Here is a 13,343-nt window from a genome sequence, read left to right on the forward strand (position 1 = left end):
GGGGGCGCGCCTACAAGGTCGTGGCAGGCGACGGACCGGAACGGATCCATGGCGAGTGGTGGCGCCGCGACGCTGAAGTCTGGGCCGTGCGCGACTACTACCGGGTCGAGGACGAGCACGGCGGCCGCTACTGGGTGTTCCGGCGCGGGGACGGCATGGCAAGCAATACCGGGGATCTCACCTGGTGGATGCACGGGGTCTTCGCATGACCGCCTATGTCGAGCTCCAGGTGCTCACGCACTTTTCCTTCCTGCGCGGCGCCTCCAGCCCCGACGAGTTGTTCGGCGCCGCCGCGATGCTCGGCTATCCCGCGCTCGGCATCGCCGATCTGGGCAGCGTGGCCGGGGTCGTGCGCGCCTGGGAGGCGGAAAAGGTCACCGGCGTCCGGCTGATACCCGGCACCCGGATCGATCTCACCTGCGGGCGCCGCCTGCTGCTCTATCCGACCGATAGGCAGGCCTGGTCGCGCATTACCCGCCTGCTTACGATCGGCAAGCGCCGGGCCGGGAAGGGGGGCTGCCTGCTGCACTGGCACGAGCTCGCGGCCTGGTCGGCAGGGGTGATCGCCATCCTTCTTCCCCACGAAGCGGATAGCGAGAATGCCGCGGCGCTTGCTGCCTTGCGCCAGGTCTATGGCAGGCGCAGCTACATGGCCCTGTTCCAACGCCGCCGCCCCGATGACGCGGTGCGCATCGATGCGCTCGCGCGGCAGGCGGCGGATGCCGGCATCCGCAGTGTCGTCACCGGCGATGTTCTTTACCACGTCCCGGATGCCCGGCTCCTGCAGGACGTTGTGACCGCGATCCGGCATGGCTGCACGGTCGATGCGCTTGGCTACCGGCGCGAAGTCAACGCGGACCGCGCGCTCAAGTCGCCGGAGGAAATGGTCCGCCGCTTTGCGGCTTATCCCGATGCGTTGCGCGCCAGCGTCGAGATTGCCGCGGCTTGCACCTTCGCGCTCAGCGACCTCACCTATCATTACCCGCAGGAGCGGGTGATCGACGGCCTCACCGCGCAGCAGGCGCTGGAGAAGATGGCGTATGAAGCGCTGGACACCATGTTCGCGGGCGAACCGCCCCAGACCTACCGGGACCAGATCGCCCATGAGCTGAGGCTCATCGCCGATCTCAACTACGCACCCTATTTTCTGACGGTCCACTCGATCGTCAGCGAGGCGCGGCGGCGGGGTATCCTGTGCCAGGGGCGGGGTTCTGCCGCCAATTCCTGCGTCTGCTTCGTGCTGGGCGTCACCTCGATCGACCCGATCAAGCACGAGCTCCTGTTCGAGCGCTTCGTGTCGGGCGAGCGGCGCGAGCCGCCGGACATCGACGTCGATTTCGAGCACGAGCGGCGCGAGGAGATCATCCAATGGATCTTCGAGACGTACGGGCGCGACCGGGCGGCGCTGACCGCCGTCGTCACCCGCTTCCGGGCGCGGGGCGCGGTGCGCGATGTCGGCAAGGCCATGGGGCTGCCGGAGGACCTGACCTCCTCGCTCGCGGGTCTGGTCTGGGGCTGGTCGGCCGAAGGCGTCGGCGAGAAGCAGGCCTCCGAACTGAACCTCGACATGTCGGATCGGCGGCTTCGCCTGACCCTCGATCTTGCCCGCCAGCTGATCGGGGTTCCGCGCCAGTTCAGCCAGCATCCCGGTGGTTTTGTGCTCACCCATGACCGCCTTGACGACTTGGTGCCGATCGAACCTGCGGCGATGGCCGATCGCCAGATCATCGCATGGGACAAGGACGATATCGATGTCCTGAAGATGATGAAGGTCGATGTCCTGGGCCTCGGCATGCTGGGCTGCATGAACCGCGCCTTCAACCTGCTCGAAGAAGCCAAGGGGCTTCGAGTCGGCCTCGCGGATTTGCAGGGCGATGACCCGGACGTCTACGCCATGATCCAGAAGGCCGATACGCTAGGCACTTTCCAGATTGAGAGCCGCGCGCAGATGTCGATGCTGCCGCGCATGAAGCCCCGCCGATTCTACGATCTCGTGATCCAGGTGGCGATTGTCCGGCCCGGCCCGATCCAGGGGGACATGGTCCACCCCTACCTGCGCCGCCGCGAGGGGCTGGAAAAGCCGGAGTATCCGCGCCCCGAACTACGCGCCGTCCTCGAAAAGACGCTTGGCGTGCCGCTCTTCCAGGAGCAGGCCATGAAGGTCGCGATCGTCGGCGCGGGGTTCACGCCGGCGGAAGCCGACCAACTGCGCCGCGCGATGGCGACCTTCAAGATGACCGGCGGCGTGTCCCACTTTTCCGAAAAGCTGATCGAAGGGATGGTCGGCCGGGGCTATCCGCGCGACTTTGCCGAGCGGACGTTCCGTCAGCTCGAGGGCTTCGGCTCCTACGGTTTTCCCGAGAGCCACGCCGCGAGCTTTGCGAAGATCTCCTATGCTTCGAGCTGGATGAAGCATCATCATCCCGACGTGTTTTGCGCCGCGCTGATGAATGCGCAGCCTATGGGGTTCTACGCCCCCGCCCAGATCATTACCGATGCGCGCCGGCACGGGGTGGAGGTTCGTCCCGTCTGCATCAACGCGAGCCGGTGGGACTGCTCGCTGGAGCCTGCGCGGGGCCGGTATCATGCCGTGCGGCTTGGTCTGCGCCAGGTGCATGGGCTCTCCAATGCCGATGGTGCAGCGATCGTCACGGCGCGCGCCCTCACGCCGTTCGAATCCGTCGAGGACCTGTGGCGACGCTCCGGGGTGCCGCGTGCCGCGATCGAGAAGCTTGCGGGTGCCGATGCTTTCCATGGGTTCGGCGCGGATCGCCGCCAGGGACTGTGGAAGGTGAGGGGGCTCGGCGAAGCCCCCCTGCCGCTCTTTGCCGCCGCGGACCGCGCGGCAGAGAGGATCAGCGCCGAGGCGCAGGAGCCGGCCGTGGAACTGCGCCCGCTGGCCGATGGGCGCGAGGTCATCGAGGACTATCGCGCGCTGCAGCTTTCGCTGCGCGCCCACCCTCTGACCTTCGTGCGGGACGAACTCACGCAGCGGGGCGTGACGCGCTGCGCCGATCTCGCGAACATTCGCGACGGCAGGAAGGTCGAGGTCGCCGGGATCATTCTGGTGCGCCAGAAGCCGGGATCGGCCAAAGGTGTGCTCTTCATCACCATCGAGGACGAGACGGGTATCGCCAACGGCATCCTCTGGCCCGACCGCTTCGAGGCCCAGCGCCGCACCGTGATGTCCGCCTCGATGGTGGGGCTCAAGGGGCAAGTGCAGAAGGAAGGCGATGTCATCCATGTGATCTGTGATCGGATCATCGATCACGGCGACCTCCTGCACCGCGTCGGCGAGATGTCGTTCCCGCATCGCACCGGGAGGGGGGACGGCGCCCGCCATGGTGGTAGCCCGGATCGCGGCGATGAGGCCTGGAGCCCGAAACCGGTCTCCAGTTACTGGCCGCCGCATGCGGATGGCCGGGACCCCGAGGAGGTCGTGCGGTTCAAGTCGCACGATTTCCATTGAGGCGTGGCGGCGCTTCCCAAACACCAGCGCGTGATCATCGCGCTCTCGCTGCATATCCTGCGCGGCGGCGTGACCCGCTGCAGCGACGGCCGGGTCGATACCGTCGAGGTTCGCCTCGCCCTCAGGTGCCTGCTGCCGCACTGCCGGGAGCGCTGGCCGCTCGAGCTCTACTGGGATGCCGCCTGCCAGGATAACGAGATCGGCCGGGCGCAGGGGGTGACGGCAGCTTTCAACGGAATTGTCCGGCAGCTGCGGCTCGCCGGACGCTATGAAGAGGCCGGCCCGTCATAGCCCGCCTCGAGAGCAATTCTCTCGTAGCGCCGGTTGCCGACTGCGATATGCTTCGGGCAACGCAGCCGTGCCAAGGGATGCCCGCCGCGATCAGGAGCAATGCCATGTGCAACCGTGCCCGCTTCAAGGGAGAGCCGGAAACCCTCTTCGGCTCGGTCGCTGAGCTCTTTCGCGAACGGCCGCGCGACAATCACTTCGATCCCCAGGAACTGAGGCCCAAGGGGCGGGCCTATGTGGTGCGCGAGCAGGACGGCATACGGGGGTGGGACGTGATGAGCTGGGACGTGCTGGGCGGCAAGGGGGCCTGGCCGTTGACGAACGTGCGCAATCTCGGCGCGCCGCAATGGCAGCGGCTCGCCGAAGACCCGAAAAACCGCTGCATCGTGCCGCTAACCGAATTCTGCGAGTTCACGCCGGACAAGCATGACCTCGGGGATGGCAAGCCGCCGCTCAAGGGCGAGGTGTGGTTTTCGGTTACGGATCAGCCGGTGTTCGCGGTCGCCGGCTTCTGGCAGCACACGGAAATCGGCGATGCCTTCGCCATGGTGACCTGCGACGCCAACGCGCTGGTCCAACCGGTCCATCCCAAGGCGATGGTCACCATTCTCGGCCCGAGCGATATCGATACCTGGCTGGGCGGATCCTACGCCGAGATTGCCGCGCTTCAGCGACCATTTGACGAAACGCGGATGCGCGTGCGAGGACCGGTTTTTCCGACCCGGCGGGATGAGCGATGACGGATTGGCTGACACCACCATCGTGATCGGTGCCGTGCCGATCTTTTCGATCCACAGGCAAACTGCGACCTGAAGCGAGTTCAGATTTCCGGAATCAGGTTGCACAGACATGTGTGCTTCGCGCCTCGTTTGAGAGAAGATTGCCCATGATGGGGACACCCCGCGGTCAGCCATCCGTCTTGTTCGCGTACAAATCCGGGATGCGGATCAGCCGTGAATGCGTCATTCGCTTTGCAATAGGCTGCGGCTTCGAGGGAACGCGCCGTCTTCGACGCTTCGCGGCGACATTCCGTCTCTCGCTTCCAAGCATCCAATATCTGCGCCCGACCGGGCCAAAATTTCCGCTACGTCGGACAGTCCGGAACGTCTCCTTTCTCGGGCGGACCGTCCCTGAGCCGCCGTCTGTTCATATTGTTCGACCTGCAGCAGACATAGCAGGTCGGATGTTGGTGAATGGCCCCCTCTAACGTGGATTAAAGCGATCCCAATCTCGCCGGCCGTCTAGGCCAGTACCGGCGATATTACCCTTGCCCTGTTAGCAATGGGAGTCGTCCGTGTGAGTAAGAGGACGCTATTAGCACGAAAACCCATGGTAGTAAGGAGAACATAGCGAACTGAGTCGCTAACTTGAGGAACTTGAATTTGCAGTCAACAATCTGAGAATTGCGCCAGATTTGGCCAGTTATGTCCTCGGCCAGTGAGGGAACGCTGGCAGCGAGGTAATCCCGGATGAACTCAGCCTCGCGACGTTTCGCAATCTCAGCGAAGTACACGAGCGAACTTTGGCCGCCTTCCAAATGGGGATATGCGCATCTATAAAGGAAGACGTAGGCAGCCGCCACCGCAAGAAGGAATACAGTCAGCGGTAGCCCCATGTACCACTGAATGAGGTCTTCGGCGGTTAAGTTCAGGGCTGCGACGGCGATTTGCGCCGACATAATGGCGAACAAGGCGGATACTTTGCTGTCGATCCGAGGGAAAAAGCTTTGAACGAAAGCAAGCTGGCGCTCAGCTACCTCAAGACGATGACGGTCATCTGCTACTGCCATGTTAGAGTGACTGCCAATAAATTTCTGCGCAAACTTGAATGAGATTCGTCGTGTTTATTGTATATCTGATCCGCACCTTTTGTATCTCCCCGAAATTGGCTTAGCCGCTAAGCAGATCACAGGCCGTCTTGGCAAAGCCTCGTGAGTCCAGAACGGCGATTAGCCGCTCCCTGCACTTGTCAACGCTCGAAGTTCGCACTGCTTCATAGTGCCGCAACAGACTGTGCCTGATTGCCGAATGTAGCCCCAATATTCTTGCAAAGCCTTCCGTCTTTTTCGCTCACATCGCACTAGCTCGAGCATCATAGTTCGAGATTTACATTTACGCCGAATGATTGCTTTTCTCTTTCCGCGAGCCTTTTTGCAGCCCCGAGGGCAAGGAGATCTTCCGTTAATTGGGGATAGTTGCTGATCCATAAGGCGTAAATTTGGATCAGTAATCCAACTCGGCTCATCCAGGCGTGCTGCAAGATACTCCTCTGTAATGCCCAATTGTTCGGCGATCGCCAGCGCCCGCTCATGATAGTGACCGGCATCACCATGATCGAGCGCATTTGCTGGCGGCCATACCCCCATACGCTCGGCGATCGCTTGGCATATTAAGTACTGCCAAAGTTGATCCCACCAGGCATTGGCTTCATCTAAACTGCGAACTGTCCGGCGGTGTAGTCCCACACAGAAAGTGCGATCGCCTTGAACATGTCGTTCTGGGCATCGCGCCGGCAAACAGGTGCCGGGCTTCACTTCTCGGACGCGAACTTCTTCGCTGCCTTCGAAATGCAGCTCAATGCCGGTCCTTTCCCATGGAGTGGAAGGCGGTCGAGCAGTTCCTACGGCCCAACCATCTTGCAAGTCTGTAAAATCAAACCATGGCGGGCATACATTTGCGAGCCAGGACAAGGCCGACATCGCCATTACGTGGCATGGGCTCGCAAAGGCATGCTTGCAGGTACGTGGGCTTGCATCGGCGCTGCTGGTTTAGCAGCCCCCTTTGTCTCAAGCCCCAGCATGAACTGCGCCGAAAGGTAGTCGAGGTTCGCCAGTGCTCGATCAGTTTTGAATGCCTCGCGAACAACTGCCGAGGCAGCGCGATAAGCAGCTTCGCCAATTGCAGTTTCGTTCCCTGAGCAACGTTGCTGTTCAGCCTCTGAGATACAGGCGCTACGGCTTGCTGCGGTCCGGACACTAGCGAGACCGCGAAGGCCGAGGCGACAAATGGGAGTTGTCCCGTAGTCGATCCCGATAGCAAGGCCCATATCGCGAATGCCGGGGAGCATGGTGCGGCAAAGATCGAATGATGATCGCAACGCCCCCGCCATGATGACGGCCGAGCGAACTGTTTCAGCGGGGTCTGTTTCGCTCGAAGTCCCTTCTGCAATCAATCCATGGACGCAATCGCCGACGAACCGCACTTTACGGCCCGAAAAATCATTGCGTAGAACGGCAGCCATTTCCGCCCGCAGCACGTGAAGGTTGGCCACTGCCTCAGCAATTTTTCCGTCGCGCATTGCGGCATCTATGTAGGCCGTAAAACCATCGAGATCCGCGAAAATTGAGGCTAGCTCCATCCGGATTGCATTGCTCGGAGGATGATCTTTGAATACGATATTTTTGAGCGGTGGTTGCTTGTAATGGAAGCTGAAAGCAGGTTGTTTGGAGTCGGCAGCCATGGACCGCGGCGCACCAAATTCATCCGAAAACCTTTGATATGCGGTTTCGAGCCTCCCTCCAGACGGGGCCACCGAGTCGAGCGCCAAGATTTCTTCCGTGAGAAAGTGCTGCTCGATCTGTGCAGAGAGAGGATGAGACTGCGAGCCGATCTGACGCTGTTGCCCGATTAAAGTTTCTGCCCTCGGGCTAAGTATGATGCCTGGAATTTCCCCAGCGGCGAGCTTCGCGGCGTGGTTCGCGGGGCTGCCGATAAAGAGAGGCTCACGCTCATCACTCTTGCCGCCATCGATCGCTACTGCTGGCCCAGTATCAATCCCGATCCGGACTTCCGTTTGGAACTCAGGGTGGTCATTGCTTAGACGCGCAACCATTGCCCGGAAGGCGGCTGCAAAGGAGACGGCTATTCGGACCCGCTCCCCCTCGTTTGAGGCGCCTTCGGGTGCAAGAACAACTGCATGCAACCGAGAGCCGTGAAAGTCCACGCGCAGCATCGCAAATTCGTCGATGAGATTATCGCAAGCTCGGTAGTGCGCATGCAAAAATTCGAGAGCGCGGCGATGGCTAGCTTCAGTTTCTCGGCCCGCCTCGACAAGTACCGAATTGAAATTTATCAGATTGGCGTAAACATGGACGGCATGGGTTGTAATCGCGCGATTACGAGGAATCTCGATCAGTGCTTTGGCATCCATGGCAAGGGTGGGATGCGATCCAGTATGGCGGCTTCGCTTTTCCGCGAGATATCGTGTGAACTCTTCCACGACGATTTCGCCCTCTGGGGTTTGTTCCATAAACCCTCGGATTCGAGCCCGTGCTCGCTCATTGTTCCATGCCATTTTGCGACCTCTCGTGCATACCTTCGTAAGCACGTAACTAAACCTAGTTCGCCGCACGTCCAAGGAACGTTTCGCGAACTTCTCCCCAGATTGCTCTGCTAACGGCAATTGTTAAGTGATGACGGGATGATCTGTCCTAGAATAGGACGAATCCCATGGTCAACTGTTGCCGATTTCCCTGAACGTAGGCGGGTATCTTTCGAAAACTCCTAGTCTACCGCGACGTGCGGCGGCTTTCGCTGCTCGTTAATGTCGTCATCCCAGATCTCTATATTCGTTCGTCCGGCCTTTGGCTCAATGTGAGCTCTCGACAACCCGGCGGGATATTTGGCATGGGGTGACGTCAATGATCCAAGGTTGGCAAAGGATTGATTGTGCTTGAAAGATTTCAAGGCGAGCGAGGCGAACGCCTTTTACGTGAGGTTCTTGCCACTAATCGTATGCTTTTGAAGGCTGGCGATTGCATCGATGAACTGCTCGAACGATCCGAACTTAAATCGTTTGCAGCTGGCGAGGTGCTGATCGAGCAAGCATCCGACACGAACGAACTCTATCTGATTGTCGCGGGCACCTGCGACATCGTTGTGAATGGGCGAAGAGTTGGTGTTCGTGGACCGGGCAACCACGTTGGCGAAATGGCTGCAATTCAACCAACCCAGATCCGGTCCGCGACAGTGATTGCTGCTGATACGGTAGCAGCACTTCAAGTCAGCGAAGAAGTTTTCTCTGATATCGCCAGCCGACATCCCGATATATACCGCGCTATCGCGCAGGAACTCTCCAGGCGACTAATTGAACGAAACAACACGGTCGGTGCCTATCGGGAGCAGGTGCGGGTTTTCATTATTTGCTCAGTCGAATCGCTTCCAATTGCGCGGATCATTGCCAATGCTTTCGAGTACGATCCGTTCGCTGTCGAAATCTGGAATGAGGGCTGCTTCAAAGTAAGCAACTACACTCTGCAAGATCTTGAAGGGGCAGTAGACAACTCGGATTTTGCGATCGCGATTGCGCATGCCGACGATGTCACTGAAAGCCGTGATGAACAATGGCCAGCTCCACGAGACAACGTAATATTTGAACTCGGCCTTTTCATGGGGCGATTGGGGCGCGCTCGGGCCATTCTGATGGAGCCCCGCGATCAGGACATCAAGCTTCCCAGTGACCTTTCTGGCATCACAACCATTCCTTATCGCTTCGCCAAGGGTGGAGAAAACCAGCGGTTAATGGGGCCAGCATGCAATAAGCTGCGCGATCATATCAATTCGCTCGGCCCAAATAACGGCTAAGGTTCACGGCGTGCCTGTAAATTCTGATTTTCTCACCGACCGCGTCGATACGATCCTCGGCACCTCGTTCAATGTGCGAGACGGTCGCGTTGTTCCATCTACTGATGACGTGGCACTCAAGGATGGTGCCGTGAAGATTGACGCGGCATTCTTGTATGCTGACCTTGCCGGATCAGCTTTGCTTTCAAAGGCCTGTCCTTGGACGACGACAGCAAAAATAATCCGTGCTTACCTAGATTGTTCTGCACGACTGATTGTTAAACACGGCGGTGCCATAAGAAGCTTCGATGGTGATCGTGTGATGGGCATCTTTATCGGTGATGACAAAAATTCCGCTGCATCGATTTGCGGCAGAGAAATTCATTGGACTGTTCGAAAAATCATTCACCCGGCCGCACGGAAGCAGTTTGCGTCAATCCGTGATAACGCAATCGAAATCAGACACGGTGTGGGTGTCGACGTGGGCGAAGTTCGAGCGGTGCGGTCCGGCGTTCGCAATAGCAACGACCTCATCTGGATCGGTAAAGCGGCCAGTTTCTCTGCTAAACTCTCCGATATACGAGACCCGGGCTACCACACATACATTTCAAGTCGAACCTACAGTCGCCTGAATGACTCGGCTAAATTTGATGGGAATGGGAAAAATATTTGGATTAAATCCGAGTTTGATTTCGCTGATGCAACTGAGAGTGTTTACAAAAGCAATCATTGGAAAAAACCATAATAGCAATTCGCATCGTGGCTGATTCACAACGAATCCGCAAGGTGGCAAAAACTGAATCGATCGGAAGATGATGTTCGACCGCTTTAGAGCGCGTCGCTCAAAGCAGCGCATGGCAGCTTAGTCGGCGAATACCCGGGACTTCGCCGTCGTCTCGAGAGTTTACATCGACCGCTATAAATTTAAGAAGACCGCATCTCTTGGGGCCGGATAATGTGATGAACAACAACCTTCTTTCTTTAAAAGCTCGTCTTGGCGCCCAAACCGTGAAATTGATGGACGAAATACTTGAGAAATCGGAGGGAACACTCGCTGCCCGAATGCTGCGTGCGGGTGAGGCACCATTCGAGAATGTCGCAGCCGGTCTCGATATCAACGATTACACTTCCGTCCTGCTGATCAAGGATTTCGAGACAGTGCCCGAAGCGGCCGTAATCCATGAGCTACTGCATCTTCAACGCTATTGGGTCGAGGGTGTGCCCCAGCTGATTGGAGGCGACCATGCTATGCAGCAATCGATCGGCCTGATTGAAAATAGCCTTGAGCATCTGGTGATCGTGCCGCGACAGTCCGGCTTCGAGCGGCAGGATCCAGAGTATTGGGATGCAGGCTCAAGACAGGAATGGGAAGAGTTTTTTCCGCAGTGGCTGATGTTGGATCGCTCCGGTTTACCCTTCAAGCGTAGGCTGTTAATGGCTTGGCTTAGAACGCACATCGTGACCGATGGGTGTCAACCGGCGCGCAAAACTGACCCCCTATCGGCGCCCAATATTGACCCCACCTTTCGGCAGCGCGGCGGTTATCCCGGTAGTCGATAGGAGGGGCCCACGGACGACGACGCGCACCGTCAGGTGTGCTGGCGGCGGCGTCCGTGGGAGGTCCCTGTTGACCCACCGGGTTAACCGCCGGGGATGGGGGTCCGGGGGAAGGGGTTTTGGGCTCAGTTCCGGTTTTTGAACCGCCAGCTGTCGTTGCCTGTCTCGATGATGTCGCAATGGTGGGTGATGCGATCGAGGAGCGCGGTGGTCATCTTGGCGTCGTGGAAAACGCTCGGCCATTCGCCGAAGGCAAGATTGGTCGTGATGATCACAGAGGTCTTTTCGTAGAGCTTGCTGATCAGGTGGAAGAGCATTTGGCCGCCGGAACGGGCGAAGGGGAGATAGCCCAGTTCGTCGAGCACAACGAGATCAAGACGTGAGAGTTGAGCGGCAAGGCTTCCGGCTTTGCCCAGACGTGCTTCTTCCTCAAGCCGGTTCACCAGATCAACCGTATTGAAGTATCGGCCTCTGGTGCCGGCGCGCACCACGGCCGCGGTAATGGCGAGCGCCAGATGAGTCTTGCCCGTGCCCGTTCCGCCGACCAGCACGATATTACGCCGCTCCGGCAGGAAGGAGCCGGCGTGCAGGGAGCGGATCAGCCCTTCGTTGATCGGCGTTCCGTCGAACATGAACCCATCCAGGTCCTTGATTGCCGGAAGCTTCGCCGCGGTCATCCGGTAGCGGATCGACGCTGCCTCCCGATGTGCAGTCTCGGCACGCAGCAGGTCGGCTAGCATCTCCATGATCGTTCTGTCGCGGCGGATGCCATTGGTGACGGCGTCATCGAAGGCAGTGACCATGCCCTTGAGCCCCAGCCCCTTGAGGGCTGCCACAATCTCATGCCGCTGCATTGAGGCCTCGCACCGTGTCGTAGCGGGCGCAGTCTGCAATCGGCGGATGCTTGAGCTTCAGGTTGACGACGACGTCCATGGCCTGGGCATCGCGAGGCTCACGCCGGCGGGACAGGATGTTGAGGATGACCTCATCGCTGACCGTTCCTGCGCTGAGGGCCTCGGCGACTGCGGCTTCAACAACCTCGAGGCCGTCGTCGGGAATGGCGGCCAGGACGCGCACGAAGCGGCGATCCGCATCATCGCCCTTACCCAACTTGCGCCGCAGCTCGGCAAGTACAGGTGGAAGATCCCAGTTCTGGAAGGGAGCGCCGTTCCGCAGGGCGCCGGGCTTGCGCGCAAGGATCGGCAGGTAATGCCAAGCGTCCGTAATCGTCTGGTTCCGACCAAAGACACGCTCGTGTTCGGCGATGACTGCACCATCCGAACGGATCACGATGCGCGTTGCGTAAGCACGTACCTGGACGGTTTGATGCGCCGCCTTTGCCATCACCGAGTACCGGTTGCGATCAAAGCTCACCAGGCACGTCGAACTCGCCACGTGCTCGCTCTCGAAGAACCCGTCGAACGGGGCGGGTAGCGGTTGCAGCATCGGCCGTTCTGCCTCCAATGCCTGTGCGATCGTCATATCCAGATCGGGATGCCCGTTGCGCTCTGCCCAGCGCCTGCACTCGGCTTCCAGCCAGATGTTTAGTTCCTCAAGGCTGGCAAAGCGCAGGCGCGGCTTGAACAGCCGTTCCCTGCTGGTCTGGACCTGGTTCTCGACCTGCCCCTTCTCCCATCCCGCAGCAGGGCTACAGGCCACCGGCTCCACGCCATAATGATCCGTCATGATCAGAAATCGTCGGTTGAACAGCCGGTCCTTGCCGATGAAGACCGTCGTCACCGCCGTCTTCATGTTGTCGTAGATACCGCGCGTCGGAACCCCGCCGAAGAAGGCGAAGGCGCGGGCATGAGCGTCAAAAACCATCTCCTGCGTCTCGCGGGGATAGGCGCGGACGAATGGCGCCCGTGACCAGCAAAACCGCATGTGCGCGACCTTCACCCGCATCGGCTTGCCCGCGATCTCGACGTCCTCGTGGCTCCAGTCGAACTGGTAAGCCTCGCCTGGCCTGTACATCAACGGGATGAACACCTTGCTCATATCGCCGGCGTCGGCGCGACGCTCACGCTTCCAGCGCGCGGCATAGCGCCGCACAGCGTCATAGGAACCGCCGAACCCTTCGCGCTGAAGGAGATCATGGATCCGCGTCATACGAAGCCGGTCACGCCGGGGCAGTCCTTCATTCTGCTCGAGCAAGTCTTCGAGACGAGCACTGAAAGGTCCGGTCTGCGGCCGGTGCTGTTCCTTACGCTCGTAACTGGCGTCCGCGTCCGGTGCCCGAACCGCCTTGCGCACCGTGTTGCGCGACAGCCGCAAATCCCGCGCTATCGCCTTGATAGGCTTCCCGTCCCGGTGCTCCCGACGGATCCTCGTAATCGTCTCCACAACCAACATCCCTGTACCCGCCGTCCGGAACCCAAACGGCGGCGCTTCTCATGATGAGATGAAGGGGGTCAATTTTAGACGCCGATCACCCCGCTAAGGGGGTCAATTTTGCACGCCGCTCCACA

Annotated in this window: 11 protein-coding genes and 1 pseudogene; 7 read left to right on the forward strand and 5 right to left on the reverse strand. The window is 59.6% G+C overall.

Translation table 11 applies throughout. The annotated features are described in order from the left end of the window. From L284_RS37810 to L284_RS37825, 4 genes and pseudogenes are all read left to right on the forward strand, one after another. Nucleotides 1–209: pseudogene (locus tag L284_RS37810) on the forward strand (DNA polymerase Y family protein); the annotation flags it as partial. Then, nucleotides 206–3,469, forward strand: a complete 3,264-nt coding sequence (locus tag L284_RS37815; RefSeq protein WP_021234568.1) for an error-prone DNA polymerase — start codon at nt 206–208, stop codon at nt 3,467–3,469. The pseudogene L284_RS37810 and the gene L284_RS37815, both read left to right, overlap by 4 nt. A gap of 3 nt (nt 3,470–3,472) precedes the next feature. Beyond that, complete coding sequence (locus L284_RS37820; protein ID WP_021234569.1) at nt 3,473–3,760, forward strand: hypothetical protein; 288 nt, start codon at nt 3,473–3,475, stop codon at nt 3,758–3,760. Nucleotides 3,761–3,864: 104 nt separating this feature from the next. Beyond that, nucleotides 3,865–4,497, forward strand: coding sequence for an SOS response-associated peptidase family protein (locus L284_RS37825; protein ID WP_031342452.1), 633 nt, complete (start codon nt 3,865–3,867; stop codon nt 4,495–4,497). A 521-nt stretch (nt 4,498–5,018) separates the two neighbouring features. Here L284_RS37825 and L284_RS37830 read toward each other — a convergent pair. From L284_RS37830 to L284_RS0124380, 3 genes are all read right to left on the reverse strand, one after another. Beyond that, entirely contained in the window at nt 5,019–5,546 is a 528-nt protein-coding gene (locus L284_RS37830; RefSeq protein ID WP_021234571.1) for a Pycsar system effector family protein, read from the reverse strand. Nucleotides 5,547–5,705: 159 nt separating this feature from the next. After that, a complete protein-coding gene (locus tag L284_RS49105) occupies nt 5,706–6,461 on the reverse strand; it encodes an E2 domain-associated cysteine-rich protein (protein WP_407635846.1) in 756 nt (251 codons plus the stop codon). Continuing rightward, nucleotides 6,461–8,005, reverse strand: coding sequence for an adenylate/guanylate cyclase domain-containing protein (locus L284_RS0124380; RefSeq protein ID WP_160172132.1), 1,545 nt, complete (start codon nt 8,003–8,005; stop codon nt 6,461–6,463). The genes L284_RS49105 and L284_RS0124380 overlap by 1 nt, the downstream gene beginning before the upstream one ends. Before the next feature lie 419 nt (nt 8,006–8,424). Here L284_RS0124380 and L284_RS0124385 point away from each other — a divergent pair, with 419 nt between their 5' ends. The 3 genes from L284_RS0124385 (at nt 8,425) to L284_RS37835 (ending at nt 10,878) form a co-directional block, all read left to right on the forward strand. Then, nucleotides 8,425–9,339 (forward strand): TIR domain-containing protein, encoded by a 915-nt coding sequence (locus tag L284_RS0124385; protein WP_031342456.1) that lies wholly within the window; start codon nt 8,425–8,427, stop codon nt 9,337–9,339. A 10-nt stretch (nt 9,340–9,349) separates the two neighbouring features. Continuing rightward, nucleotides 9,350–10,063 (forward strand): adenylate/guanylate cyclase domain-containing protein, encoded by a 714-nt coding sequence (locus L284_RS47485; RefSeq protein ID WP_081674028.1) that lies wholly within the window; start codon nt 9,350–9,352, stop codon nt 10,061–10,063. 215 nt (nt 10,064–10,278) lie between these two features. Continuing rightward, nucleotides 10,279–10,878 (forward strand): hypothetical protein, encoded by a 600-nt coding sequence (locus L284_RS37835; RefSeq protein ID WP_021234578.1) that lies wholly within the window; start codon nt 10,279–10,281, stop codon nt 10,876–10,878. 122 nt (nt 10,879–11,000) lie between these two features. Here L284_RS37835 and istB read toward each other — a convergent pair whose 3' ends face one another. Next, nucleotides 11,001–11,729, reverse strand: a complete 729-nt coding sequence (gene istB, locus L284_RS37840) for an IS21-like element ISSsp4 family helper ATPase IstB (RefSeq protein WP_021234579.1) — start codon at nt 11,727–11,729, stop codon at nt 11,001–11,003. Next, the gene (istA, locus tag L284_RS37845; protein WP_021234834.1) at nt 11,716–13,227 is read right to left on the reverse strand and encodes an IS21 family transposase; all 1,512 of its coding nucleotides are present in this window, start codon (nt 13,225–13,227) and stop codon (nt 11,716–11,718) included. The genes istB and istA overlap by 14 nt, the downstream gene beginning before the upstream one ends. Nucleotides 13,228–13,343: the final 116 nt, after the last annotated feature.

The sequence above is a fragment of the Novosphingobium lindaniclasticum LE124 genome (genome assembly GCF_000445125.1).
Taxonomy (GTDB): Bacteria; Pseudomonadota; Alphaproteobacteria; order Sphingomonadales; family Sphingomonadaceae; genus Novosphingobium; species Novosphingobium lindaniclasticum.

Bases quoted from the DNA above. Each gene is read 5' to 3' on its own strand.
- L284_RS37815 (WP_021234568.1), top strand. From the start codon at position 206: ATGACCGCCTATGTCGAGCTCCAGGTGCTCACGCACTTTTCCTTCCTG.
- L284_RS37825 (WP_031342452.1), top strand. From the start codon at position 3,865: ATGTGCAACCGTGCCCGCTTCAAGGGAGAGCCGGAAACCCTCTTCGGC.
- L284_RS37830 (WP_021234571.1), bottom strand. From the start codon at position 5,546: ATGGCAGTAGCAGATGACCGTCATCGTCTTGAGGTAGCTGAGCGCCAG.
- L284_RS49105 (WP_407635846.1), bottom strand. From the start codon at position 6,461: ATGGCGATGTCGGCCTTGTCCTGGCTCGCAAATGTATGCCCGCCATGG.
- L284_RS0124380 (WP_160172132.1), bottom strand. From the start codon at position 8,005: ATGGAACAAACCCCAGAGGGCGAAATCGTCGTGGAAGAGTTCACACGA.
- L284_RS37835 (WP_021234578.1), top strand. From the start codon at position 10,279: ATGAACAACAACCTTCTTTCTTTAAAAGCTCGTCTTGGCGCCCAAACC.
- istB (WP_021234579.1), bottom strand. From the start codon at position 11,729: ATGCAGCGGCATGAGATTGTGGCAGCCCTCAAGGGGCTGGGGCTCAAG.
- istA (WP_021234834.1), bottom strand. From the start codon at position 13,227: ATGTTGGTTGTGGAGACGATTACGAGGATCCGTCGGGAGCACCGGGAC.